This is a genomic window from Pseudomonas sp. yb_2, from assembly GCF_043103905.1.
GTDB classification, from domain to species: domain Bacteria; phylum Pseudomonadota; class Gammaproteobacteria; order Pseudomonadales; family Pseudomonadaceae; genus Aquipseudomonas; species Aquipseudomonas alloputida.
In genome coordinates, this window is the sequence record NZ_JBICKH010000039.1 from 115,879 (window position 1) to 139,501 (window position 23,623).

The window sequence follows — 23,623 nt, forward strand, 5'->3', positions numbered from 1 at the left end:
CTCACCCGCCACCGGGCGCGAGCATCAGGTTGGGCGCCAGGCGATGGAAGCCCTCCCCGTCCAGACGTATATCCAGGGCCAGGCTGGCCAGGTCATCGGCCAGTGGCTCGGCCGCCGCATCGTTCTCCAGGTAGTTCTGCTTCAGGTAGCTGTCGCACCCGGGGCAGCATTCCGCGCGCAGCGGCGCTTTGCCTGGCGCATGGCGATCATCCTCAAGGCTGGTGTAACGCAAATCCTTGCTCGACTCGCAGTACACACACTTGACCCGCACCACATGCCACTCACAGGCACACAACGAACAGGCCAGGTAACGCAAGCCGTTGTGCTTTCCACGGTTGCGCACCACCCCGGCCATCGCCGGCGAACCACAAGCCGGACATTGGGCCAGGCTACCGGCAGGCTTGAGCTGGTGTGCGGGCAGCGCCAGCAACCAGCTGGACCAGGCCGCCTGCAACGCGGCCCCGAGAAACGGCACCAGTGCTGCAGGCACACCATCGTACTGGCCTGCCAGCAAAGCAATGCCCCAGCCCTTGCGCTGATTGTCATCACTGCCTCGTAGCACCTGCAGGGCCTCACCCATCGGGCCACGGGTTTCGCCGCTGAGGTGCTCTAGCAGTGCCTGCAACCAGACCAGCCATGGCCCTTCACGCACCAGGCTGTCAGCCGCCAGCGGCGGCAAACCATGATCCATGCACAGGCGCTGACGCGCCTCGGCCACCGGCATGCCGCCGGGCGGGTTATCCACAAGCTGCTGCTGGATGCGGCATAACCGCGCAATCAACCTCAGGTAGTCGCCAAGCGCGTTGCCCTCTGCCAGTTGCTCCAGGCGCGCGGCACGCAGTTCAAACAGGTTGGCGGCGGGCAGGTGCAGAAATGGCGGCGTGACTGCCGACGCTTCGATCTGCCCGGGTTCAAGTATGATGCTCAAGCGCTCATCCTTCTTTTCGTCCGTGATCACCCGGCGTCTTGTCGCCGGTCACTTCGCGGTACCACAACTCATGATGCTTGCGGGCCCAGGCGCGGCTGACCCAGCCATGCAGCATGGCGCCGATCGAGCCCTTGATCCAGATGCCGGCGTAGATGTGCACGATGATGCTGAGAATCAGCACGAAGGCCGCCAGCGCATGCAGCAGCGCAGACAAGCGAATGGCATCGATGCCAAACCAATGGCTGAAGTATGCGCGCCAGATCACCACGCCACTGACCAGCAGCACCAGCATGCACACCAGCAGGGTCCAGAACAGCAGCTTCTGCCCGGCATTGTACTTGCCGATCGGCGGTACGCCCTCCTCCTCGTTGCGCATTACCCGGTCCACCCGGCGCAGCCACAGGCGGTCATTGGCGGTGATGAAGTTGGCCCGCCAGAAGCGTAATACCAGGCCGAGGAAAAACACGAACATCGCCACCCCGATGAAGGGATGCAGAATGCGCGTCCACGGCCCGCCGCCGAACAGGTTGCTGAGCCAGAATAGCGCCGGATGGAACAGCGCAAGCCCCGACAGCCCAGCCAGGATGAACAGGATCGCCACCGCCCAGTGGTTGCTACGCTCGTTGGCGTTGTAGCGCAGGATGGGTTTGTTGTCGTTCATGGCCGCTGCTCCCCTTGCCCACCGGGCTGCTTCGGATCATAGACATGGACCGACGGGTCCACTTGATGCACGCTTTCGTCCGGCGGTGTCGGGTGTTCATCCTCCTCGACACGCTGTGGGCCGATCCGCACATAGTGGAAGAACCCCGCCAGCACCGCCGCGCCCATGGCCAACAGCGCCAGCGGCTTGGTGAAGCCCTTCCACAACCCTACCAACGGGCTGATCACTGGCTGGTCCGGCAGGCCGGCATACAGCTTCGGCGTGTCGGCATGGTGCAGCACGTACATCACGTGGGTACCACCGACGCCGTCCGGGTCGTACAGCCCGGCCTTGTCGTAGCCCCGCGACTTCAGATCGACGATGCGCTCGGCCGCATGCACTTTCATCTCGTCCTTGCTGCCGAACACGATCGCCCCGGTCGGGCAGGTTTTCACGCATGCCGGCTCCAGCCCCACGCTCACGCGATCGGAACACAGGGTGCACTTGTACGCCTTGTGGTCTTTCTGCGAGATACGCGGGATGTTGAACGGGCAGCCGGTGATGCAGTAGCCGCAGCCGATGCAGTGGTCCTGGTTGAAGTCGACGATACCGTTGGCGTGCTTGATGATCGCGCCCGGGCTCGGGCATGCCTTCAGGCAACCTGGGTCGGCACAGTGCATGCAACCGTCCTTGCGGATCAGCCACTCCAGGTTGCCGTCGTCGCGCTCATGCTCGGTAAAGCGCATCAGTGTCCAGGTCTCGGCAGTGAGGTCCTGGGGGTTGTCGTAGGTGCCGTGGTTGTGGCCAACCTCGTCACGCAGTTCATTCCACTCCGAGCACGCCACCTGGCAGGCCTTGCAGCCGATGCACTTGGTAGTGTCGATCAGCTTGGCGACCTCCTCCTGCTGACGCACCGAGGGCGGCACGGTAGTGGTGGCCGAGCGGGCGATGATGTCTTGGCTGGCCATCAGAGTTTCTCCACTTTCACGAGGAACGACTTGGACTCTGGCGTCTGCGTGTTGCCGTCACCGAGGAACGGCACCAAGGTATTGGTCAGGTAGCCATGCCGGGTAGCGCCGGTGAAGCCCCAGTGCAGCGGAATGCCGATCTGGTGCACGGTCTGATTGTTGACCTGCAGCGGGCGAATCCGCTTGGTCACCACCGCCACCGCATCGATATGCCCACGCTTGCTCGACACCCGTACCCGGTCGCCGGCCTTGATGCCTTTCTCGTTGGCCAGCACCTCGCCTATTTCGACGAACTGCTCGGGCTGGGCAATGGCGTTGAGCCGGCAATGCTTGCTCCAGAAGTGGAAGTGCTCGGTCAGCCGGTAGGTGGTCGCCGCATAAGGGAACTCGCCGTGCGTGCCGAGGGTGTCCCACACAGAATCGAAGATGCGCCCGGCCGGGTTGCTGGTGGCCTTCTTGTTCTGCGGGTGCAGCGGGTTGATGCCGATCGGTGTTTCGAAGGGCTCGTAGTGCTCGGGGAACGGGCCTTCGGCCATCTTGTCGATGGCGAAGAAACGCGCCACGCCTTCGGGGTTCATGATGAAGGGGTTCATCCCCGCCTCGGGCGGCGAGTCGACCTTGAAGTCCGGCACGTCGGTGCCGGTCCAGGCCTTGCCGTTCCACCATACCAGGCGCTTTTTCTCCGGGTCCCACGGCTTGCCTTGCGGGTCGCTGGAGGCACGGTTGTAAAGGATGCGGCGGTTGGCCGGCCAGGCCCAGGCCCAGTTCTGCACCTGGTGCATGCCATACGGGTCGCTGTTGTCGCGGCGAGCCATCTGGTTGCCTTGTTCGGTCCAGCTACCGGCAAAGATCCAGCAGCCAGACGCGGTGCTGCCATCGTCCTTGAGCTGGCCGAAGCCCGCCAGTTGCTGGCCCGCCTTGATCACCGCGCCAGTCGGGTCGGTGACATCGGCCACCGCCCAGCCGTTCATCTCCTTGGCCAGCTCCTCCGGGGAGGGCTCCTCAGGGATCTTGTACGGCCAGCTGATATTCATTATCGCGTCAGGATAGGCCCCCCCTTCGGCCTGGTAACGTTGGCGCAGGCGCAGGAACAGCTCGCTCATGATCTGCACGTCGGTACGCGTCTCGCCCGGGCCGTCTGCGCCCTTCCAGTGCCATTGCAGCCAGCGGCTGCTGTTGACCAGCGAGCCGTCTTCCTCGGCGAAGCAGGTCGTGGGCAAGCGGATCACTTCGGTCTGGATAGAGGCCGTGTCGACATCGTTGAACGGCCCGGCGTTGCGCCAGAATTCCGAGGTCTCGGTGGCCAAGGGGTCCATGATCACCAGCCACTTGAGCTTGCCCAGTGCTGCAGTGACGCGGTTTTTGTCCGGCAGCGCGGCGATCGGGTTGAAGCCCTGGCACATATAACCATTGACTTTGCCCTGGCCCATCATCTCGAACATGCGCAGCACGTCGTAGGCCGGTACATCGAGTTTGGGCAGCCAGTCATAACCCCAGTTGTTTTCCGCCGTGGCGTTGGCGCCGTACCAGGCCTTCATCAGGCTGACGTGGAACTTGCCGTAGTTCTGCCAGTACGACAACTGCCCAGGCCGCAGCGGCTTGGAAGCGCGCTTGTCGATGTAGGCGGCGTAGTCCTGCTCGGCGTCACCGGCCAGGGTCAGGTAGCCCGGCAGCGAGTTGGACAGCAGGCCGAGGTCGGTCAGGCCCTGGATGTTGGAGTGCCCGCGCAGGGCGTTGACCCCGCCTCCGGGCATGCCGACGTTGCCGAGCAGCAACTGGACCATGGCCGCACTGCGGATAATCTGCGCACCGATCGAATGCTGCGTCCAACCTAGCGCATAAAGGATCGTCATGGTCTTGCCCGGAACCGAGCAGGAGGCGATCTCTTCCCAAACCTTCATCATGGCGTCCTGTGGCATGCCACAGGTCATGCTCGCCAGTTCCGGGGTATAGCGGCTGTAATGCTGCTTCATCAGCTGGAACACGCAGCGAGGGTGTTGCAGTGTCGGGTCGACCTTGGCGTAGCCGTCCTCACCCAGCTCGTAACCCCAGCCGGACTTGTCGGCGTACACACGCTTGGCTTCGTCGTAGCCGCTGAACAGCCCATCCTCGAAGCCATAGTTCTCTTTGACGATGAACGACACGTCAGTGTAGTTGCGCACGTACTCGTGCTGGATCTTGTCGTTGCTGAGCAGGTAGTTGATCAGCCCGCCCATGAAGGCGATGTCGGTGCCGGTACGGATCGGTGCGTAGTAATCCGCCACCGAAGCGGTACGGGTAAACCGCGGGTCGACCACAATCAGCCGCGCCTTGTTGTGCGCTTTGGCCTCGGTCACCCACTTGAAGCCGCACGGATGCGCTTCTGCTGCGTTGCCACCCATCACCAGGACCAGATTCGCGTTGGCGATATCGGACCAGTGGTTGGTCATGGCGCCACGGCCGTACGTCGGGGCAAGACTTGCCACCGTCGGGCCATGTCAGACACGTGCCTGGTTATCGAACCCCAGCATGCCTGTTGCGCGGATGACCTTGTGGGTCAGGTAGCCAGCCTCGCTGGAAGCGGCGGAGGCGGCAAGAAAACCGGTGGTGAGCCAGCGGTTGACCGTTTGGCCTTGGGCGTTCTTCTCTATGAAGTTAGCATCGCGGTCCTGCTTCATCAGGTCGGCGACGCGGTCCAGCGCCTCGTCCCAGCTGACCCGCACCCACTCTTTGCTGCCCGGCTTACGAACCTCGGGGTACTGCAGGCGGCTCGGGCTGTGGATAAAGTCCAGCAAGCCGGCGCCTTTCGGGCAAAGTGTGCCGCGGTTGACCGGGTGGTCGGCGTCCCCTTCGATATGGATGATGTTCTGTTTGACGTTCTTCCCCGCATCGCCCTGGCTGTACAGGATCAGGCCGCAGCCGACCGAACAGTAGGGGCAGGTGTTACGGGTTTCTTTGGTATGCGCCAGCTTGAAGTGACGCACCTGCTCGGCGAATGCCGGCGTTGGGGCCATGCCCAACGCCGCAAGGCTCGAGCCTCCAAGGCCGACGGCGGCGACCTTGAAGAACTGCCGACGGTTCAGGTCCATCGTGCACTCCTGATCAGGTGGTGGACGCGCGGAACATTGCCGGCGCCTCTTGGTAGTCACGGTGGCGGCCAATTGATGGCCGCCAAAGGTTAAGACTAGTCAAGAATCCAGAAGGTGCGATGACCTGGGTCAGTGGTGCGGCCCCGATCAGGCACGTGGCAGGTTGCGCACCACATTCAGCGCCGCACTGCTCTGCGCCACAGGCATGATCTCGATGGTATTGATATTCACGTGCGCCGGCTGCTCGGCAACCCAGGCTACCGTTGCTGCGATGTCCTCCGGCAGAAGGGCCTCTACATCCCGATACAAGGCCTGCACGGCGTCCATGTCGCCATTGAGGCGCACCACCGAGAAGTCCGTGCCTGAGCACAGCCCCGGCTCGATGTTGCTCACCCGCACCCGGGTGCCAGCCAGGTCGGCACGCAGGTTGAGGCTGAACTGGCGGACGAACGCCTTGCTGGCGCCATACACGTTACCGCCCGGGTAGGGGTAAGTGCCGGCGATCGAGCCGATGTTGATGATCATGCCGCTATCGGCTTCCACCATCTGCGGCAGGATCTTGTGGGTGACCATGGCCAGGCCGGTGATGTTGGTGTCGATCATCTGCTGCCAGTTTGCGGCACTGCTGGTTTGGGCACGGTCCACGCCCAGCGCCAGTCCCGCGTTGTTGACCAGCAGATCGATCTGCAGCGACGCCTCACGCATCTGCTCGACCGCCTTATCGAGCGACACTGAATCAGTGACATCCAGCGCCAGCGGAATGAAATTTACGCCCAGTTCGGCCTCCAGTGCTTTCAGTTTGTCCATGCGCCTGGCTCCACCGATCACACGGTAGCCTTTGCCGATCAGGGTGCAGCAGATGGCGCGGCCAAAGCCTGAGGAAGCACCGGTTACAAATGCGGTTTTCATTCGTTGTCTCCTATCAATGGGTCAGGTCAGGTACTTCACGCCCAGGCTGGTGAACAGGCAGAGCATCGAGAACACCAACGCCTTGCGCACCACGTCGTTGCCTTTACGCAAGGCCAGGGAACTGCCCAGGTGGTTACCGAGGATGTTGCAGGCCACAAGTGGCAATGCCAGCAGGTAGACGACCTTGCCTGCGCTGACGAACGCCACCAAAGCACCGATGTTGGAAGCGAAGTTGAAGGTTTTGGAGTTGGCCGAACTGGAGACCAGGTCCATGCGCAGCAGGTAATGGAAAGCGATGATGAACATGCTGCCGGTACCGGGGCCGAAGAAGCCGTCATAGAAGCCAATGGCCAGGCAGGTCAGCGGGACCACGGTGAACAGCATGCGCGATGACAGTTCGCGCTCCTCGACCGGGCGGTCCTTGGGGGTAAGGAAAATGAGAATACCGAGCGGGATCAGTGCCAGGATGATCTTGCCCACAGTTTCCTGCGAGATCGACACGATCAGGTGAGCCCCCAGGTAGGCGCCTAGCAGCGAAAACGGCACCCCAACCAACGCTACCTGCCAGACCATCTTGCTGTTGGCCAGGAAGTTGCGGATAGCCGCCAGCGTGCCGAGGGTACTGACCAGTTTTTCCTGGCCCAGTGCCACCTGGGGCGGCATGCCCACCAGCAGAAAACCCGGCACCAGAAACAAACCTCCACCACCGGCAATGCTGTCGACGAAGCCCGCAACGAAGGCGATCGCGCCAAGTATGAGGACTGCCAGCAACCAGTGCTCCGCCCAGTAAGAACCCAACATTTCCATAGCGATGTCCATCCAGTGGAGCGTTATGCCAGGCGCAGCCCGAGTGCGGCCGGCCTGATCGGTGCGATGATTGTAATTTCAAAAATTGAATCGATTCAATCTAAAATAAATTCAACTCAATTTAACCAATTACCATCATTACCTGCATCCGAGCTTTCATGCTAGGCTTTCGCGCTCTTGCAGAACCTGGTGCCATCTCCATGTGGGTCCCCCAATACAGCCATCAAACACAGCCGGTTTACCTGATGATCGCTGATGCCCTTGAACAGGACATCGAAAGTGGTCGGCTTGCAGAAGGCGATCGCTTACCCACGCTCAAGGACCTGGCCGAGGCGCTGAATGTAACCCCCGGCACGGTTGGCAGGGCCTACGACGAAGCAGCCAAGCGTGGTCTGGTGGCTGGCGAGGTAGGCCGAGGTACATTTGTCAGGCAGCTGCGGCAGCCATTACCCGCCCCGTCGGTGCCCACACCCGTTGCCGGCGAGAGTAGCCAGATCGACCTCTCGATCATCAAGCCCAACGACGCTCACATGAGCGAGTGGCTAGGCACGGCTATCAGCGAACTGGCCGCCTCATCGGACTTGGGGCAGGTACTCGACTATGTGACAGAGGGTGGTCACACGTCCCACAAACAAGCCGGTGCGACCTGGATACAGCGCTGGCTGCCTGATGCTCGCTGGCAGCAGGTAGTACTGACCGCTGGCGCCCAACATGGGCTGCTGGTGGCCATCAGCAGCCTGTCGAAGAGTGACGATGTGGTGCTGTGCGAGTCGCTCTGCTACCCGGGCATCATATCCCTGGCCCACAGCCTGGGCCGGCGCCTGCGCGGCGTCGCCATGGACGAACACGGGCTCATCCCGGAGGCATTGCGCGCGGCCTGCCTGGAACACCGCCCTTCCCTGCTGGTGTGCGTCACCACGCACCAAAACCCGACCAACTCGATCATGCCCCCAGCAAGGCGCCAGGCTATCGCCGAGATCGCCCGTGAGTTCGACCTGTTCATCGTGGATGACGATATCTACGGTTTTCTCGAGCCCAGCCCGGACTACAAGCCGCTTGCAGCGTATGCGCCTGAACGCTCGGTATACCTCACCAGCCTGTCCAAAAGCGTGCTGCCGGCGCTGCGCATCGGCTACCTGTACGCCCCGCCGCAAACCCTGTCGCGGTTATCATCGATGGTACGCAGCAGCGTGTGGATGCCATCGCCTCTGATGGCGCAATTGGCCAGTAACCTGATCAACAGCGGCAAGGCCGACCAGTTGGTGCGTATGCAGCAGCAGGAGGCGGCCGCGCGCCAGCACATGGCCCGGGAGATTCTTGGCCAATACAAGATCCGCAGTCAGCCCCACAGCTTCCATATCTGGCTGGAGCTGCCAGAACCGTGGACCAGCGACGAGTTTGCCAACCTGGCGCGTGACAACGGCGTAACGGTGGTCAGCGGCAGCCAGTTCCTGCCTGAACGCAGCCACGCCACCAGCGGTGTGCGCATCGCCCTGATGGCACCCAGCCGCCAAGAACTGGGCTTTGCCCTGACCAAGCTGGCAAGCCTGCTGGATTCGCCGGAGCCCCGGTTGTTCTACTGAAAGCGATGCCTGATACGCGGTGCTGCCCATAAAAAAACCCAGGGCAACTGCCCTGGGTTTCTGGTCTTGCTGAACGCCCTACCGCTCTGATCAGAACGGAATATCGTCATCGAAGCTGTCGAAGTCAGCCGCCGGCTGCGGCGCAGGCTGTTGCGGCGCTGGGCGCTGAGGGGCCTGTTGCGGGCGCTGGGCCTGCTGGCGTGGCGGTGCCTGGTTGTACTGTTGCTGCTGGCCACCACCATAATTGCCGCCACCTTGGTTGTACGGGTCGCCGCCCTGCTGCTGGCCCTGCGGACGACCGCCGAGCAGCTGCATGGTGCCGTTGATATCGACGATGATCTCGGTGGTGTAGCGCTTGATGCCGTCTTTTTCCCACTCGCGGGTCTGCAGCTTGCCTTCGATGTAGCACTGCGAACCCTTGCGCAGGTATTCGCCAGCGATTTCGGCAACCTTGCCGAACAGCGACACACGGTGCCACTCGGTACGCTCGACCTTCTGGCCCGACTGCTTGTCAGTCCACTGCTCGCTGGTGGCCAGGCTCAGGTTGGTCACGGCGTTACCGTTGGGCAGGTAGCGGACTTCGGGATCCTGGCCACAGGTACCGACCAGAATGACTTTGTTAACCCCACGGGCCATAACGTTCTCCTAGGCTTCGCACGCCGAAGAGGCTGGATTCACCAGTCGCTCGAGGGTCGCACGGTCCAAAATTTTCGTATCCAGTTTGATATAGATGGCGGCTTCTTCTTCCACCACCACAGCGTCGGTCACACCCGGCACGGCCATCAGGCGCTCGGTCAGGCCGGCTTCCCGGACCGCCTCAGGCGTCAAGGGCATGCGCAGGCTGGTCACATATGGCGGCTCGTTCATGCGCAAGGCGACGATCAGCCAGATAGCACACAGCACCGCGCTACCGAGGAACACCGTGTTCAGCCCGCCGTGCTGGAACAGCCAGCCGCCAAGAATCCCGCCTAACGCTGCACCGAGGAACTGGCTGGTGGAATACACCCCCATTGCCGTCCCCTTGCCACCGGCAGGCGACACCTTGCTCACCAGAGAAGGCAGCGAAGCCTCCAGCAGGTTGAATGCGGTAAAGAATACCACGGTGCCAATCACCAGTCCGCGCAAACCGTCAGCCCACTCCCAGAAGTATATCTCCGTCAGCAGCAGGACACTGACCGCGCCGGCCAACACACGTTTCATCTTGCGCTTTTTTTCGCCATAGATGATGAACGGGACCATTGCAAAAAATGAGATGAACAGCGCGGTCAGGTACACCCACCAATGCTGCTCCTTGGGCAGGCCGCCACGCTCGACGAACGCCAGCGGCAGCGCAACGAAGCTGGCCATGAGGACGGCGTGCAGGATGAAAATGCTGACGTCCAGGCGCAGAAGGTCCGGATGGCGCAGGGTCGGGCCGATGGCCTGGCGCGCCACACCCGACTCGCGGTGCTGCAAAATGCTGTGGGTGCTGGGCACGACAAACGCGATCAACAGAATGCCGACCAGGGCAAGCCCAGCCGTGACCAGGAACAAACCTGACAAACCAAAGGCACTTGTCAGCAATGGACCGACGACCATGGCGACAGCAAACGACAGGCCGATGCTCATGCCGATCATGGCCATGGCCTTGGTCCGGTGTTGTTCGCGGGTGAGGTCCGACAGCAGTGCCATGACCGCAGCAGAAATTGCCCCCGCGCCCTGCAGGATGCGCCCGGCAATCACGCCCCAGATAGAGTCGGCCTGGGCCGCCAGTACACTGCCCAGGGCGAAGATCACCAGCCCTAGATAAATCACCGGCCGGCGACCGATGCGGTCGGAAATCATCCCGAACGGGATCTGCAATACCGCCTGGGTCAGGCCATAGGCACCAATGGCCAGGCCGATCAGGGCAGGCGTGGCGCCAGCCAGGTCCATGCCGTAGGTGGCCAGTACCGGCAAGACCATGAACATGCCCAGCATACGAAAGGCAAAGACCAAGGCAAGGCCGCCAGCGGCGCGGGTTTCGCCGCCACTCATGCGCTCGTTGTGGGTGTCGTGCATGGATTAACCTCGTGTGAACCGGCGGCGATTCTATCAGTCCGACAGCTTGACGGCATCTACGCGACGCTTTGCCGCGTCATACTGGCGCGCCGTATACTTCCTTGTTTATGCCCGCCGAGCGAGGCCGCAGTGGACAAGATCCTGATTCGTGGGGCACGTACCCACAACCTGAAGAACATCGACCTGACCCTGCCCCGGGACAAGTTGATCGTGATCACCGGCCTGTCCGGTTCCGGCAAGTCGTCCCTGGCGTTCGATACCTTGTACGCCGAAGGCCAGCGCCGCTATGTGGAATCGCTGTCGGCCTACGCCCGGCAGTTCCTGTCGATGATGGAAAAGCCCGACGTCGACACCATCGAAGGCCTGTCGCCGGCGATTTCGATCGAGCAGAAGTCGACCTCGCACAACCCGCGCTCCACGGTCGGCACCATCACCGAAATCTACGACTATCTGCGCCTGCTGTACGCCCGCGTCGGTACTCCACGCTGCCCGGACCACGATATCCCGCTGGAGGCGCAAACGATCAGCCAGATGGTCGACCTGGTGCTGGAGCGCCCGGAAGGCAGCAAGCTGATGCTGCTCGCGCCAGTGGTGCGCGAGCGCAAGGGCGAGCACCTGGCGGTGTTTGACGAGCTTCGCGCCCAGGGCTTCGTGCGGGCCAGGGTCAACGGCAAGCTCTACGAACTCGATGAGTTGCCCAAGCTGGACAAACAGAAGAAGCACAGCATCGATGTGGTGGTGGACCGCTTCAAAGTCCGCGCCGACCTGCAACAACGCTTGGCCGAATCGTTCGAGACCGCGTTGAAGCTGGCCGACGGTATTGCCCTGGTGGCACCGATGGACGACGAACAAGGCGAAGAGACGATCTTCTCCGCGCGCTTCGCCTGTCCGGTGTGCGGCCACGCGATCAGCGAGCTGGAACCGAAGCTGTTTTCCTTCAACAACCCGGCTGGCGCCTGCCCGACCTGCGACGGCCTGGGGGTCAAGCAGTTCTTCGACACCAAACGCCTGGTCAACACCGAACTGACCTTGGCCGAAGGCGCGATCCGCGGCTGGGACCGGCGTAACGTGTACTACTTCCAGATGCTCGGTTCGTTGGCTGCGCACTACGGCTTCAGCCTGGAGGAGCCTTTCGGCGAGCTGTCAGCCGAACACCAGAAAGTGATCCTGCAGGGCAGCGGCAAGCAGAGTGTCGATTTCAAGTACCTCAACGACCGAGGCGACATCGTCAAGCGATCGCACCCGTTCGAAGGCATTGTGCCGAACCTTGAGCGCCGCTACCGCGAAACCGAATCGGCCACCGTGCGTGAAGAACTGGCCAAATTCCTTGGCACGCAACCGTGCCCGGATTGCCGGGGTACGCGCCTGCGCCGCGAGGCGCGCCATGTGTGGGTGGGCGAGAAAACCCTGCCGGCGGTAACCAATTTGCCGATCGGTGAAGCCAGCAACTACTTTGGTCAACTGACCCTTACTGGCCGGCGTGGCGAAATCGCGGCAAAAATCCTCAAGGAAATCTGCGAACGACTTCAGTTCCTGGTCAATGTCGGTCTCGACTACCTGACCCTGGATCGTAGCGCCGACACCCTGTCCGGCGGTGAAGCGCAACGTATCCGACTCGCCAGCCAGATCGGCGCTGGTCTGGTGGGGGTGATGTACATCCTCGATGAACCGTCCATCGGCCTTCATCAACGCGACAACGACCGCCTGTTGGCCACCCTCAACCATTTGCGCGACCTGGGCAACACGGTGATCGTGGTGGAACACGACGAGGACGCCATTCGGCTGGCCGACTACGTGGTCGATATCGGCCCGGGCGCCGGTGTTCACGGTGGGCAGATTGTCGCCGAGGGCTCGCCCCAGGAGGTCATGGACCATCCCGATTCGCTGACTGGCAAGTACCTGTCCGGGCGCAAGAAGATCGTCGTGCCGGCCAAGCGCACGCCGCGCAACAAGAAGCTGCAGCTCAAGCTCAAGGGCGCACGTGGCAACAACCTGCAGAACGTCGACCTGGAAGTACCGATCGGCCTGCTGACCTGCGTGACTGGTGTATCCGGCTCGGGTAAATCGACGCTGATCAACAATACCCTTTACCCCTTGGCCGCCACCGCCCTCAATGGCGCAAGCAGCCTGGAAGCCGCACCGCACAGCAGCATGGACGGCCTGCAGCACCTGGACAAGGTGGTGGATATCGACCAGAGCCCGATCGGCCGCACACCACGCTCCAACCCGGCCACCTACACCGGCATCTTCACGCCGATCCGCGAGCTGTTCTCCGGTGTCCCGGAGTCACGCTCGCGTGGTTATGGCCCGGGGCGTTTCTCGTTCAACGTCAAGGGTGGCCGTTGCGAGGCCTGCCAGGGCGATGGCCTGATCAAGGTGGAAATGCACTTCCTACCGGACATCTACGTGCCGTGTGACGTGTGCAAGAGCAAGCGCTACAACCGCGAAACCCTGGAGATCAAGTACAAGGGCAAGAACATCCACGAGGTGCTGGAAATGACCATCGAGGATGCCCGCGAGTTCTTCGATGCGGTGCCGGCGCTGGCGCGCAAGCTGCAAACATTGATGGATGTGGGCCTGTCGTACATCAAACTGGGGCAATCAGCGACCACGTTGTCCGGCGGTGAGGCGCAGCGGGTAAAGCTGTCGCGCGAACTGTCCAAGCGCGATACCGGCAAGACCTTGTACATCCTCGACGAACCTACCACCGGCCTGCACTTTGCCGATATCCAGCAACTGCTGGACGTATTGCATCGCCTGCGCGACCACGGCAATACCGTGGTGGTGATCGAGCATAACCTGGATGTGATCAAGACTGCCGACTGGCTGGTTGACCTGGGGCCTGAGGGCGGTTCCAAGGGTGGGCAGATCATTGCCTGCGGTACACCAGAAGAGCTGAGCGAGATGAAGCAGTCATATACCGGCCATTACCTGAAACCATTGCTGGAGCGGGATAGGGCCTGAGTATTGCCGGCGCAATGAAAAAGCCCCTGGTACCGATGGTGCCAGGGGCTTTTACTTGAGTCTGTGGATAACTTACATCTGCGACTGCAGGTAGTTTTCCAGCCCGATGGCCTTGATCAGGCCCTGCTGCTTCTCAAGCCAGTAGGTGTGATCTTCTTCGGTGTCGGCCAGCTGCGCACGCAGGATGTCACGACTGACGTAGTCCTTGTGCAGTTCGCACAGCTCGATGCCTTTGCAAAGCGCACCGCGCACCTTGTATTCGAGCTTGAGGTCTGCCTCGATCATTTCCGGCACGGTGCTACCAACCTCCAGGTCATCCGCACGCATGTCAGGGGTGCCTTCGAGCATGAGGATACGACGCATCAGGGCATCGGCGTGCTGCGTCTCTTCCTCCATCTCGTGGTTGATGCGCTCGTAGAGCTTGGACAGGCCCCAGTCTTCGTACATGCGCGAATGAATGAAGTACTGGTCGCGTGCCGCCAGTTCGCCCTTCAGCAGCGTGACGAGATAGTTGATTACATCCGGGTGGCCTTGCATCGCCCTGATTCTCCATGTGAAAACGTCTATGCCACATAGTGTGAACCAGCTTTTGTCTATGGTCACTGAAAAACGCGCAATCAGACGCAAAAAATCGGTTAAACAGTAGTGATATTCATTGAAAAACCGCCCAAATGAGGGCGGTTCTTCTTATCACTTCGACTTAGGCGAGATTGATGCCCAAAGCCTTTGCAATCCCTTCGCCGTAAGCCGGATCCGCCTTGAAGAAGTACTGTAGCTGACGCTGAATGACATCTTCGCTGACGCCCGCCATGGTACCGGCGATGTTACTGATCAGCAGGGCCTTCTGCTCATCGTTCATCAAACGGAACAAAGCGCCGGCATGGCTGAAGTAGTCGGTATCCTCGCGGTGATCGTAGCGATCAGCCGAACCATTCATGGCCAATGCTGGCTCAGCATGACGTGGCGACTGTTTCGGGGCATCGCTGTAGCTGTTTGGCTCGTAGTTCGGTGCACTACCGTAACTGCCGGTGGCCATCGAGCCATCACGCTGGTAGCTGTTCACCGGGCAGCGTGGCGCGTTGACTGGCAATTGCTGGTGGTTGGTCCCCACGCGATAGCGGTGCGCGTCGGCGTAGGCGAATACACGGCCTTGCAGCATGCGGTCCGGCGAAAGACCGACGCCGGGCACCATATTGCTCGGCCCGAACGCGGCCTGCTCGACCTCCGCAAAATAGTTGAGCGGGTTACGGTTGAGCTCCAGCACACCCACCTCGATGAGTGGATAATCCTTCTGCGACCAGGTCTTGGTCACGTCGAATGGGTTCTCGTCGCGGCTGGCAGCCTCGGCTTCGCTCATCACCTGAATGCAGACAGTCCAGCGCGGGTAGTCGCCACGCTCGATGGCCTCGAAGAGGTCGCGCTGAGCGTAGTCCGGGTCGGTACCTGCCAGGCGTGCAGCGTCTGCCGGGGTGAGGTTCTTGATGCCTTGCTGGGTCTTGAAGTGCCACTTGACCCAAGTGCGCTCACCCTTTGCATTGATCAGGCTGTAGGTGTGGCTGCCAAAGCCATGCATGTGACGGTAGCCGTCCGGAATGCCACGATCGGAAAACAGGATGGTGACCTGATGCAGCGCTTCTGGAGAGTGCGACCAGAAGTCCCACATCATCTGAGCATTCTTCAGGTTGGACTGCGGGTGGCGCTTCTGGGTGTGGATAAAGTCCGGGAACTTAAGTGGGTCGCGAATGAAGAATACTGGAGTGTTGTTACCGACAATGTCCCAGTTGCCTTCCTCGGTGTAGAACTTCACCGCGAAGCCGCGCGGGTCACGCTCGGTATCAGCCGAACCGCGCTCACCACCAACGGTGGAGAAGCGTAAGAAAGTCTCGGTTTGTTTACCGACCTCTTCGAACAGCTTGGCGCTGGTATAGCCGGTGATATCGTGAGTAACGGTAAAGGTACCGTAGGCGCCCGACCCTTTGGCATGGACGCGGCGCTCAGGAATGTTCTCGCGGTTGAAATGGGCGAGCTTCTCGATCAGGTGGAAGTCGTCGAGCAGCAGCGGACCGCGCGGGCCGGCGGAGCGGGAGTTCTGGTTGTCGGCTACAGGTGCACCGCTAGCGGTGGTGAGAATCTTGCTCATGGGCTCTCCATTTCGGTCTTCAAGGGCCGGCTAATCGGCTGTAGAGAGAGTATTGACGAGCAAGATTACAGGGACAAATTCATTACATGACTTACATCAATAGAAATAAACAATAGATGTATAAACAAAAAACCGGGCACTAGGCCCGGTTTTCTGTAGCAGACAGAACGTCTTACTCAGCAGCTTCTACAGCACCGCCGACCGGACGATCAACCAGCTCGACATACGCCATAGGCGCGTTGTCGCCAGCGCGGAAACCGCACTTCAGGATGCGCAGGTAGCCGCCCTGACGGGTGGCGTAACGCTTGCCCAGGTCGTTGAACAGTTTGCCAACAGCGGACTTCGAACGGGTACGGTCGAAGGCCAGACGACGGTTAGCAACGCTGTCTTCCTTGGCCAGGGTGATCAGCGGCTCGGCAACGCGGCGCAGTTCCTTGGCTTTCGGCAGGGTGGTTTTGATCAGCTCGTGCTCGATCAGCGACACTGCCATGTTCTGGAACATAGCCTTGCGGTGAGAGCTGGTACGGCTCAGGTGACGTCCACTTTTACGATGACGCATGATTCATTCCTTACCAAACACTACGTTCGGTGATTACGACGATCAGGCGGTCGCCTTGTCGTCTTTCTTAAGACTTGCAGGCGGCCAGTTGTCGAGGCGCATGCCGAGAGACAGACCACGAGAGGCCAGAACGTCCTTGATTTCAGTCAGGGACTTCTTACCCAGGTTAGGAGTCTTCAACAGCTCTACTTCGGTACGCTGAATCAGGTCGCCGATGTAGTAGATGTTCTCCGCCTTGAGGCAGTTGGCCGAACGTACAGTCAGTTCCAGGTCGTCAACCGGACGCAGCAGGATCGGATCGATCTCGTCTTCCTGCTCGACTACGACAGGCTCGCTGTCACCTTTGAGGTCGACGAACGCGGCCAACTGCTGTTGCAGAATGGTCGCAGCGCGGCGGATAGCCTCTTCAGGATCCAGGGTGCCGTTGGTTTCCAGATCAATGACCAGTTTGTCCAGGTTGGTACGCTGTTCAACACGGGCGTTCTCGACCACATAGGCGATACGACGCACCGGGCTGAAGGAGGCGTCCAACTGCAGACGGCCAATGCTACGGCTTTCGTCTTCGTCGGTTTGACGGGAGTCGGCCGGCTCGTAACCACGACCACGAGCTACAGTGAGCTTCATGTTCAGAGCGCCGTTCGACGCCAGGTTCGCGATTACGTGATCGGGGTTGACGATCTCGACATCGTGATCCAGCTGAATATCGGCAGCGGTAACCACCCCCGAACCCTTTTTCGACAAGGTCAGCGTAACTTCGTCACGACCATGCAGTTTGATAGCGAGACCTTTCAGGTTCAACAGGATTTCAATTACGTCTTCCTGAACACCTTCGATCGCGGAGTACTCATGGAGTACGCCATCGATCTCGGCCTCGACTACTGCACAGCCAGGCATGGAGGACAACAGGATGCGGCGCAGCGCGTTGCCCAGGGTATGGCCGAAACCACGCTCGAGAGGCTCGAGCGTAATTTTGGCGCGGGTCGGACTGACTACCTGCACATCAATGTGGCGGGGAGTCAGGAACTCATTTACCGAAATCTGCATGGATGCACCTATTTTCTAGCCCTTACTTGGAGTAGAGCTCGACAATCAGGTTTTCGTTGATGTCGGCAGACAGGTCGCTGCGAGCAGGAACGTTCTTGAAAACGCCCGACTTTTTAGCAGCATCCACGTCAACCCACTCAACGCGGCCACGCTGGGCGCACAGTTCAAGGGCTTGAACAATGCGCAACTGGCCCAGCGATTTCTCGCGGACTGCGACCACGTCACCCGGACGAACTTGGTAGGATGGAATGTTTACAGTCTTACCGTTGACGCTGATCGCTTTGTGCGAAACCAGCTGACGGGACTCGGAACGAGTCGAGCCGAAGCCCATACGGTAAACGACGTTATCCAGACGGCACTCGAGCAGTTGCAGCAGGTTCTCACCGGTTGCGCCTTTTTTCGAGGCAGCAGCTTGGTAGTAACCGCGGAACTGACGCTCCAGAACACCGTAGATACGACGGACTTTTTGTTTCTCACGCAGCTGGGTGCCGTAGTCGGACTGACGGCCACGGCGCTGGCCGTGGATACCTGGGGCTGCTTCGATATTGCACTTCGATTCCAGAGCGCGAACGCCGCTCTTCAGGAAAAGATCAGTGCCTTCACGACGAGACAGTTTGCATTTTGGACCAATGTAACGTGCCATTCTTCTGTCTCCTGATTACACGCGACGCTTCTTCGGCGGACGGCACCCGTTGTGCGGGATTGGCGTCACGTCGGTGATGCTGGCGATCTTGTAGCCGCAGCTGTTCAATGCACGAACGGCGGACTCACGACCTGGACCTGGACCCTTGACGTTAACGTCGAGGTTCTTCAGACCGTATTCCAGCGCAGCTTGACCAGCACGCTCAGCAGCGATCTGAGCTGCGAACGGGGTGGATTTGCGCGAACCACGGAAACCCGAACCACCGGAGGTCGCCCAGGACAAAGCATTGCCCTGACGGTCGGTGATGGTCACGATGGTGTTGTTGAAAGAAGCATGGATGTGGGCGATGCCATCAACCACTGTCTTTTTGACTTTCTTACGAGGACGAGCAGCAGGTTTTGCCATGTCTATATTCCTGGGCGATTACTTGCGGATCGGCTTACGCGGGCCCTTACGGGTGCGTGCGTTGGTCTTGGTGCGCTGACCGCGAACCGGCAGACCTTTACGATGACGCAGGCCGCGGTAGCAACCCAGGTCCATCAAGCGCTTGATCTTCATGTTGATGTCACGACGCAGGTCACCTTCGGTGGTGAACTTCGCGACTTCGCCACGCAGGGTTTCGATTTGCTCGTCGCTCAGATCCTTGATCTTAGCGGCTGGGTTTACACCAGCGTCTGCACAAATCTTCTGTGCAGTTGTGCGACCGACACCATAGATGTAGGTCAGCGAGATAACAGTATGCTTGTTATCTGGAATGTTGACGCCTGCAATACGGGCCATTCAGTGGGACTCCAATTGACAGCTACCTACGCCCCGGAAGCCAAGAAATAGGGCGCGAGATAATATCGCTGTAGAAACGAATAATCAACCCAGCAGCACACTAGCTGCTGGGTTTGAAGCGCAGATCACAATCAGCCTTGGCGCTGTTTGTGACGCGGTTCCGCGCTGCAGATCACTCGTACGACGCCTTCGCGACGGATGATCTTGCAGTTACGGCACAGCTTTTTCACCGATGCACGAACTTTCATTACCGACTCCTCGAACCTTAGGGGCGTATCAGCGCAGCAAACCGCTGCCACCGTAGCCTTTCAGGTTGGCTTTCTTCATCAGGGATTCGTACTGGTGCGAAACGAGGTGCGATTGTACTTGGGACATGAAGTCCATCACAACCACTACCACAATCAGCAACGAGGTCCCGCCAAGGTAGAACGGCACATTTGCTGCCACCACCAGGAACTGGGGCAGAAGGCAGACGGCCATCATGTAAAGAGCACCGAACATGGTCAAACGGGTCAGAACGCCATCAATGTAGCGTGCCGACTGCTCACCAGGACGGATACCCGGAATAAAGGCACCGGACTTCTTCAGGTTTTCCGCTACGTCTTTCGGGTTGAACATCAACGCTGTGTAGAAGAAGCAGAAGAAAATGATCCCTGCACTAAACAGCAGAATGTTCAACGGCTGACCAGGAGCGATCGACTGCGAGATGTCCTGCAGCCAGCCCATACCTTCGGACTGACCAAACCAGGCACCCAGCGAAGCCGGGAACAGCAGAATGCTGCTCGCGAAAATAGCCGGGATAACCCCCGCCATGTTCACTTTCAGCGGCAAGTGGCTAGTCTGCGCAGCGAAGACCTTACGGCCCTGCTGACGCTTGGCGTAATGAACGGCGATACGACGCTGACCACGCTCAATGAACACCACAAAACCGATAATCGCTACTGCCAGCAGACCGATGGCGACCAGGGCGAAAATGTTGATATCGCCTGTGCGTGCAGACTCGAAAGACTGCCCGATTGCTCTCGGAAGACCGGCAACGATACCCGCGAAAATCAACATCGAGATACCGTTGCCCACACCGCGCTCGGTGATCTGCTCGCCCAGCCACATCATGAACATCGCGCCTGCCACGAAAGTGGAAACAGCGACGATATGGAAGCCCAGGCCTACAGAAAACGCCACGCCCTGGTTGGCCAGGCCAATGGACATGCCAATGGCTTGGACCAGTGCCAGGATAACGGTGCCGTAGCGGGTGTACTGGCTGATCTTGCGACGGCCAGCTTCACCTTCCTTCTTCAACTGCTCCAGTTGCGGGCTGACCGCCGTCATCAACTGCATGATGATCGATGCCGAAATGTACGGCATGATCCCCAGTGCAAAGATGCTCATGCGCTCGAGCGCGCCACCGGAAAACATGTTGAACAAGCTAAGAATGGTCCCCTCATTCTGCCGAAACAGATCCGCCAGACGGTCCGGATTGATGCCGGGAACCGGGATATGCGCACCTATCCGATAGACGATGATCGCCATGAACAGAAAGCGCAGACGAGCCCAGAGTTCCGACATCCCGCCCTTACCGAGCGAAGAGAGAGCACCTTGCTTAGCCATTTATTCCTCGAATTTGCCGCCAGCTGCTTCGATAGCCGCACGCGCACCCTTGGTGGCTGCGATACCCTTGATGGTGACTGCGCGAGTAACTTCGCCAGACAGCATGATTTTCACACGCTGAATGTGCTGGTTGATCACGTTGGCATCCTTCAGGGATTGCACGGAGATCACGTCGCCTTCCACTTTGGCCAGCTCGGACAGACGCACTTCAGCGCGGTCCATGGCTTTCAGGGAAACGAAGCCGAACTTCGGCAGGCGACGGTGCAGCGGCTGTTGACCGCCTTCGAAGCCAGGAGCGATCGAACCACCCGAACGGGAAGTCTGACCTTTGTGGCCACGGCCGCCGGTCTTACCCAGACCGCTACCGATACCACGACCTGGACGATGCTTCTCGCGACGGGAACCCGGCGCTGGACTCAGATCATTGAGTTTCATCGATTAGCCCTCGACCTTCAGCATGTAGTAAGCCTTGTTGATCATCCCGCGGTTCTCGGGAGTATCCTGGACTTCTACAGTGTGACCGATGCGACGCAGACCCAGGCCTTTAACACACAGCTTGTGGTTAGGCAGACGGCCCGAGACGCTCTTGATCAGCGTTACTTTTACGGTTGCCATGATCAGAAGATCTCCTCGACGCTCTTGCCACGCTTGGCGGCAATGGATTCAGGAGATTGCATGGCTTTCAGACCCTTGAAGGTGGCGTAAACCACGTTCACTGGGTTGGTCGAACCGTAGCACTTGGCCAGAACGTTCTGAACACCAGCAACTTCCAGGACAGCACGCATTGCGCCACCGGCGATGATACCGGTACCTTCCGAGGCAGGCTGCATGTAAACCTTCGAGGCGCCGTGGGCAGCCTTGGTGGCGTACTGCAGGGTGGTGCCCTTCAGGTCAACCTGGATCATGTTGCGGCGAGCAGCTTCCATGGCTTTCTGGATCGCGGCTGGTACTTCGCGCGACTTGCCACGGCCGAAGCCAACACGACCTTTACCATCACCAACCACGGTCAGCGCGGTGAAGGTGAAGATACGGCCGCCTTTTACGGTTTTGGCAACGCGGTTAACTTGAACCAGCTTCTCGATGTAGCCTTCGTCGCGCTTTTGATCGTTATTTGCCATAACTTAGAACTCCAGCCCGCCTTCACGAGCAGCATCAGCCAGCGCTTTGACGCGGCCATGGTACTTGAAGCCGGAACGGTCAAAGGCAACTTGAGATACACCGGCGGCTTTCGCACGCTCAGCTACCAGCTTGCCAACCTTAGTGGCCGCGTCGATGTTGCCAGTGGCGCCATCACGCAGGTCTTTGTCCAAGGTCGAGGCGCTTGCCAGAACCTTGCTGCCGTCGGCCGAAATGACCTGGGCGTAGATGTGCTGCGAGGAGCGGAACACGCACAGGCGCACGACTTCGAGTTCGTGCATCTTGAGACGTGCTTTGCGAGCGCGACGCAGTCGAATAACTTTTTTGTCGGTCATTTACTAGGCCCTACTTCTTCTTGGCTTCTTTACGACGGACTACTTCGTCCGCGTAACGCACACCTTTACCTTTGTAAGGCTCTGGCGGACGGAAGTCGCGGATTTCAGCGGCCACCTGACCTACCAGCTGCTTGTCGATACCCTTGATCAGGATGTCGGTCTGGCTAGGTGTTTCAGCGGTGATACCGGCTGGCAGTTCGTAGTCCACTGGGTGAGAGAAGCCCAGGGCCAGGTTCAGGACGGTGCCTTTAGCCTGTGCCTTGTAACCAACACCGACCAGCTGGAGCTTGCGCTCGAAGCCTTGGCTTACGCCTTGGACCATGTTGTTGACCAGAGCGCGGGTGGTACCGGCCATGGCACGAGCTTGCTGGTCACCATTGCGAGCGACGAAACGCAGCTCACCAGACTCTTCGGTAACTTCAACAGACGAGTGAACGTTCAGTTCGAGAGTACCTTTGGCACCCTTCACCGAAAGCTGCTGACCGGCGAATTTGACTTCGACACCGGATGGCAGCTTAACGGGGTTCTTAGCGACGCGAGACATGTCTATCCCCCCTTAGAACACTGTGCACAGAACTTCGCCGCCGACACCGGCAGCGCGCGCAGCGCGATCAGTCATCACACCTTTGTTGGTGGAGACGATAGACACGCCCAGACCGCCACGTACTTTCGGCAGATCGGTGACGGCCTTGTACTGGCGCAGGCCTGGACGGCTGGAGCGCTTCAGTTCCTCGATGACCGGACGGCCTTCGAAGTACTTCAGTTCGATCGACAGGGAAGGCTTGACCTCACCAGTTACCTGGTAGCCAGCGATGTAACCTTCGTCCTTCAGAACTTTGGCAACCGCGACCTTCAGGGTAGAGGAAGGCATGCTTACGACGGACTTTTCAGCCATCTGGGCATTACGGATGCGAGTTAGCATGTCCGCTAACGGGTCCTGCATACTCATGGGCTAGATGCTCCTGATACAAGAATTATTAGCCTTGCGGCTATGACAACCACCCGAACCGTTTGGGCAAAAACCCAGGCTCAGGTGAGCCGGTCATTCTAGACACAAGGCAGAAACGAAACAAGCCCCATATAGGGGCTTGTTTGTTGGCAAGGTCACCGGCGGTCGGAAGATTGCTCCCCTTCCACCCGCGCCTTGCCTGCAGCGATTACCAGGAGGCCTTGACCAGACCTGGTACGTCACCGCGCATTGCAGCTTGACGCAGCATGTTACGGCCCAGGCCAAACTTACGGTATACACCGTGAGGACGACCGGTCAGGCGGCAACGGTTGCGCAGGCGCGAGGCGCTAGCGTCGCGTGGCTGCTTCTGCAGAGCGACAACGGCAGCGAAACGCTCTTCTGGAGAGGCGTTCAGGTTGACGATGGTCGCTTTCAGCTCAGCACGCTTCTTAGCGAACTTTGCTACCGTGAGCTGACGCTTCAGCTCGCGGTTTTTCATGCTCTTCTTGGCCATTTTCCTA

General features: G+C 59.8%; 26 protein-coding genes. 2 read left to right on the plus strand and 24 right to left on the minus strand.

The window, feature by feature from the left end; all coding sequences use genetic code 11:
- Position 1 precedes the first annotated feature (1 nt).
- The 6 genes from fdhE to ACF8FB_RS09850 form a co-directional block, all read right to left on the minus strand.
- Positions 2 to 928, minus strand: a complete 927-nt coding sequence (gene fdhE, locus ACF8FB_RS09825) for a formate dehydrogenase accessory protein FdhE (RefSeq protein ID WP_047605320.1) — start codon at positions 926 to 928, stop codon at positions 2 to 4.
- Between the two features lie 4 nt (positions 929 to 932).
- Positions 933 to 1,589, minus strand: coding sequence for a formate dehydrogenase subunit gamma (locus ACF8FB_RS09830; protein WP_010951783.1), 657 nt, complete (start codon positions 1,587 to 1,589; stop codon positions 933 to 935).
- Complete coding sequence (fdxH, locus tag ACF8FB_RS09835; RefSeq protein ID WP_003255436.1) at positions 1,586 to 2,536, minus strand: formate dehydrogenase subunit beta; 951 nt, start codon at positions 2,534 to 2,536, stop codon at positions 1,586 to 1,588. Before fdxH ends, ACF8FB_RS09830 begins: the two co-directional genes overlap by 4 nt.
- Complete coding sequence (fdnG, locus tag ACF8FB_RS09840; RefSeq protein WP_061405561.1) at positions 2,536 to 5,604, minus strand: formate dehydrogenase-N subunit alpha; 3,069 nt, start codon at positions 5,602 to 5,604, stop codon at positions 2,536 to 2,538. The genes fdxH and fdnG overlap by 1 nt, the downstream gene beginning before the upstream one ends.
- Positions 5,605 to 5,751: 147 nt before the next feature.
- Positions 5,752 to 6,513 (minus strand): SDR family NAD(P)-dependent oxidoreductase, encoded by a 762-nt coding sequence (locus ACF8FB_RS09845; RefSeq protein WP_010951782.1) that lies wholly within the window; start codon positions 6,511 to 6,513, stop codon positions 5,752 to 5,754.
- Positions 6,514 to 6,534: 21 nt separating this feature from the next.
- The gene (locus ACF8FB_RS09850) at positions 6,535 to 7,320 is read right to left on the minus strand and encodes a TSUP family transporter (protein WP_049588015.1); all 786 of its coding nucleotides are present in this window, start codon (positions 7,318 to 7,320) and stop codon (positions 6,535 to 6,537) included.
- A gap of 200 nt (positions 7,321 to 7,520) precedes the next feature.
- Between ACF8FB_RS09850 and ACF8FB_RS09855 the strand changes: the two genes are divergently transcribed.
- Positions 7,521 to 8,903, plus strand: coding sequence for a PLP-dependent aminotransferase family protein (locus tag ACF8FB_RS09855; protein WP_020192246.1), 1,383 nt, complete (start codon positions 7,521 to 7,523; stop codon positions 8,901 to 8,903).
- 90 nt (positions 8,904 to 8,993) lie between these two features.
- Here the strand turns inward: ACF8FB_RS09855 and ACF8FB_RS09860 are convergent, their stop codons facing one another.
- Positions 8,994 to 9,539, minus strand: coding sequence for a single-stranded DNA-binding protein (locus tag ACF8FB_RS09860; protein WP_003255446.1), 546 nt, complete (start codon positions 9,537 to 9,539; stop codon positions 8,994 to 8,996).
- A 9-nt stretch (positions 9,540 to 9,548) separates the two neighbouring features.
- Complete coding sequence (locus tag ACF8FB_RS09865) at positions 9,549 to 10,943, minus strand: MFS transporter (protein WP_010951779.1); 1,395 nt, start codon at positions 10,941 to 10,943, stop codon at positions 9,549 to 9,551.
- Between the two features lie 129 nt (positions 10,944 to 11,072).
- On the opposite strand from ACF8FB_RS09865, the gene uvrA reads away from it, so the two are divergent.
- Positions 11,073 to 13,907, plus strand: a complete 2,835-nt coding sequence (gene uvrA, locus ACF8FB_RS09870) for an excinuclease ABC subunit UvrA (RefSeq protein ID WP_010951778.1) — start codon at positions 11,073 to 11,075, stop codon at positions 13,905 to 13,907.
- A 72-nt stretch (positions 13,908 to 13,979) separates the two neighbouring features.
- On the opposite strand, the gene bfr is transcribed toward uvrA, so the two are convergent.
- The 16 genes from bfr to rpsN form a co-directional block, all read right to left on the minus strand.
- Positions 13,980 to 14,444 carry a bacterioferritin gene (gene bfr, locus ACF8FB_RS09875; protein ID WP_003255449.1) on the minus strand — a complete coding sequence of 155 codons (465 nt, stop codon included), beginning with the start codon at positions 14,442 to 14,444 and terminating at the stop codon, positions 13,980 to 13,982.
- Positions 14,445 to 14,607: 163 nt separating this feature from the next.
- Positions 14,608 to 16,047, minus strand: a complete 1,440-nt coding sequence (locus ACF8FB_RS09880) for a catalase (RefSeq protein ID WP_010951777.1) — start codon at positions 16,045 to 16,047, stop codon at positions 14,608 to 14,610.
- A 172-nt stretch (positions 16,048 to 16,219) separates the two neighbouring features.
- Positions 16,220 to 16,606: a 50S ribosomal protein L17 gene (gene rplQ / locus ACF8FB_RS09885; RefSeq protein WP_003255451.1), complete on the minus strand. Its 387-nt coding sequence runs from the start codon at positions 16,604 to 16,606 to the stop codon at positions 16,220 to 16,222.
- 42 nt (positions 16,607 to 16,648) lie between these two features.
- Positions 16,649 to 17,650 carry a DNA-directed RNA polymerase subunit alpha gene (locus tag ACF8FB_RS09890; protein WP_003255452.1) on the minus strand — a complete coding sequence of 334 codons (1,002 nt, stop codon included), beginning with the start codon at positions 17,648 to 17,650 and terminating at the stop codon, positions 16,649 to 16,651.
- Between the two features lie 22 nt (positions 17,651 to 17,672).
- Positions 17,673 to 18,293: a 30S ribosomal protein S4 gene (gene rpsD / locus ACF8FB_RS09895; protein WP_003255453.1), complete on the minus strand. Its 621-nt coding sequence runs from the start codon at positions 18,291 to 18,293 to the stop codon at positions 17,673 to 17,675.
- Positions 18,294 to 18,308: 15 nt separating this feature from the next.
- A complete protein-coding gene (gene rpsK / locus ACF8FB_RS09900) occupies positions 18,309 to 18,698 on the minus strand; it encodes a 30S ribosomal protein S11 (protein ID WP_003255454.1) in 390 nt (129 codons plus the stop codon).
- 18 nt (positions 18,699 to 18,716) lie between these two features.
- Complete coding sequence (gene rpsM, locus ACF8FB_RS09905) at positions 18,717 to 19,073, minus strand: 30S ribosomal protein S13 (RefSeq protein ID WP_003255457.1); 357 nt, start codon at positions 19,071 to 19,073, stop codon at positions 18,717 to 18,719.
- Between the two features lie 131 nt (positions 19,074 to 19,204).
- Positions 19,205 to 19,321, minus strand: coding sequence for a 50S ribosomal protein L36 (rpmJ, locus tag ACF8FB_RS09910; RefSeq protein ID WP_002555468.1), 117 nt, complete (start codon positions 19,319 to 19,321; stop codon positions 19,205 to 19,207).
- A gap of 28 nt (positions 19,322 to 19,349) precedes the next feature.
- Positions 19,350 to 20,681 carry a preprotein translocase subunit SecY gene (secY, locus tag ACF8FB_RS09915; RefSeq protein WP_010951776.1) on the minus strand — a complete coding sequence of 444 codons (1,332 nt, stop codon included), beginning with the start codon at positions 20,679 to 20,681 and terminating at the stop codon, positions 19,350 to 19,352.
- Entirely contained in the window at positions 20,682 to 21,116 is a 435-nt protein-coding gene (rplO, locus tag ACF8FB_RS09920) for a 50S ribosomal protein L15 (protein WP_003255461.1), read from the minus strand.
- Positions 21,117 to 21,119: 3 nt separating this feature from the next.
- Positions 21,120 to 21,296 carry a 50S ribosomal protein L30 gene (rpmD, locus tag ACF8FB_RS09925; protein ID WP_003255463.1) on the minus strand — a complete coding sequence of 59 codons (177 nt, stop codon included), beginning with the start codon at positions 21,294 to 21,296 and terminating at the stop codon, positions 21,120 to 21,122.
- A gap of 2 nt (positions 21,297 to 21,298) precedes the next feature.
- Positions 21,299 to 21,799 carry a 30S ribosomal protein S5 gene (rpsE, locus tag ACF8FB_RS09930; protein WP_003255465.1) on the minus strand — a complete coding sequence of 167 codons (501 nt, stop codon included), beginning with the start codon at positions 21,797 to 21,799 and terminating at the stop codon, positions 21,299 to 21,301.
- Positions 21,800 to 21,802: 3 nt separating this feature from the next.
- On the minus strand, positions 21,803 to 22,153 hold the full coding sequence (gene rplR / locus ACF8FB_RS09935; RefSeq protein ID WP_003255467.1) for a 50S ribosomal protein L18: 351 nt from the start codon (positions 22,151 to 22,153) through the stop codon (positions 21,803 to 21,805).
- Positions 22,154 to 22,163: 10 nt separating this feature from the next.
- Positions 22,164 to 22,697, minus strand: a complete 534-nt coding sequence (gene rplF / locus ACF8FB_RS09940) for a 50S ribosomal protein L6 (protein WP_003255469.1) — start codon at positions 22,695 to 22,697, stop codon at positions 22,164 to 22,166.
- Between the two features lie 12 nt (positions 22,698 to 22,709).
- The gene (rpsH, locus tag ACF8FB_RS09945) at positions 22,710 to 23,102 is read right to left on the minus strand and encodes a 30S ribosomal protein S8 (RefSeq protein ID WP_350298349.1); all 393 of its coding nucleotides are present in this window, start codon (positions 23,100 to 23,102) and stop codon (positions 22,710 to 22,712) included.
- A gap of 208 nt (positions 23,103 to 23,310) precedes the next feature.
- The gene (gene rpsN, locus ACF8FB_RS09950) at positions 23,311 to 23,616 is read right to left on the minus strand and encodes a 30S ribosomal protein S14 (protein WP_003255472.1); all 306 of its coding nucleotides are present in this window, start codon (positions 23,614 to 23,616) and stop codon (positions 23,311 to 23,313) included.
- Positions 23,617 to 23,623 lie beyond the last annotated feature (7 nt).

What these genes read in the sequence shown, in the direction of transcription:
- ACF8FB_RS09860 (WP_003255446.1), bottom strand. Translation starts at nt 9,539, where the DNA reads ATGGCCCGTGGGGTTAACAAAGTCATTCTGGTCGGTACCTGTGGCCAG.
- rpmD (WP_003255463.1), bottom strand. Translation starts at nt 21,296, where the DNA reads ATGGCAACCGTAAAAGTAACGCTGATCAAGAGCGTCTCGGGCCGTCTG.
- ACF8FB_RS09855 (WP_020192246.1), top strand. Translation starts at nt 7,521, where the DNA reads ATGTGGGTCCCCCAATACAGCCATCAAACACAGCCGGTTTACCTGATG.
- rplO (WP_003255461.1), bottom strand. Translation starts at nt 21,116, where the DNA reads ATGAAACTCAATGATCTGAGTCCAGCGCCGGGTTCCCGTCGCGAGAAG.
- rplF (WP_003255469.1), bottom strand. Translation starts at nt 22,697, where the DNA reads ATGTCTCGCGTCGCTAAGAACCCCGTTAAGCTGCCATCCGGTGTCGAA.
- rpmJ (WP_002555468.1), bottom strand. Translation starts at nt 19,321, where the DNA reads ATGAAAGTTCGTGCATCGGTGAAAAAGCTGTGCCGTAACTGCAAGATC.
- ACF8FB_RS09845 (WP_010951782.1), bottom strand. Translation starts at nt 6,513, where the DNA reads ATGAAAACCGCATTTGTAACCGGTGCTTCCTCAGGCTTTGGCCGCGCC.
- ACF8FB_RS09850 (WP_049588015.1), bottom strand. Translation starts at nt 7,320, where the DNA reads ATGGAAATGTTGGGTTCTTACTGGGCGGAGCACTGGTTGCTGGCAGTC.
- ACF8FB_RS09880 (WP_010951777.1), bottom strand. Translation starts at nt 16,047, where the DNA reads ATGAGCAAGATTCTCACCACCGCTAGCGGTGCACCTGTAGCCGACAAC.
- rpsN (WP_003255472.1), bottom strand. Translation starts at nt 23,616, where the DNA reads ATGGCCAAGAAGAGCATGAAAAACCGCGAGCTGAAGCGTCAGCTCACG.
- fdxH (WP_003255436.1), bottom strand. Translation starts at nt 2,536, where the DNA reads ATGGCCAGCCAAGACATCATCGCCCGCTCGGCCACCACTACCGTGCCG.
- rpsD (WP_003255453.1), bottom strand. Translation starts at nt 18,293, where the DNA reads ATGGCACGTTACATTGGTCCAAAATGCAAACTGTCTCGTCGTGAAGGC.
- secY (WP_010951776.1), bottom strand. Translation starts at nt 20,681, where the DNA reads ATGGCTAAGCAAGGTGCTCTCTCTTCGCTCGGTAAGGGCGGGATGTCG.
- bfr (WP_003255449.1), bottom strand. Translation starts at nt 14,444, where the DNA reads ATGCAAGGCCACCCGGATGTAATCAACTATCTCGTCACGCTGCTGAAG.
- rpsK (WP_003255454.1), bottom strand. Translation starts at nt 18,698, where the DNA reads ATGGCAAAACCTGCTGCTCGTCCTCGTAAGAAAGTCAAAAAGACAGTG.
- rplQ (WP_003255451.1), bottom strand. Translation starts at nt 16,606, where the DNA reads ATGCGTCATCGTAAAAGTGGACGTCACCTGAGCCGTACCAGCTCTCAC.
- rpsM (WP_003255457.1), bottom strand. Translation starts at nt 19,073, where the DNA reads ATGGCCCGTATTGCAGGCGTCAACATTCCAGATAACAAGCATACTGTT.
- ACF8FB_RS09865 (WP_010951779.1), bottom strand. Translation starts at nt 10,943, where the DNA reads ATGCACGACACCCACAACGAGCGCATGAGTGGCGGCGAAACCCGCGCC.
- ACF8FB_RS09830 (WP_010951783.1), bottom strand. Translation starts at nt 1,589, where the DNA reads ATGAACGACAACAAACCCATCCTGCGCTACAACGCCAACGAGCGTAGC.
- rpsH (WP_350298349.1), bottom strand. Translation starts at nt 23,102, where the DNA reads ATGAGTATGCAGGACCCGTTAGCGGACATGCTAACTCGCATCCGTAAT.
- rpsE (WP_003255465.1), bottom strand. Translation starts at nt 21,799, where the DNA reads ATGGCAAATAACGATCAAAAGCGCGACGAAGGCTACATCGAGAAGCTG.
- ACF8FB_RS09890 (WP_003255452.1), bottom strand. Translation starts at nt 17,650, where the DNA reads ATGCAGATTTCGGTAAATGAGTTCCTGACTCCCCGCCACATTGATGTG.
- rplR (WP_003255467.1), bottom strand. Translation starts at nt 22,153, where the DNA reads ATGACCGACAAAAAAGTTATTCGACTGCGTCGCGCTCGCAAAGCACGT.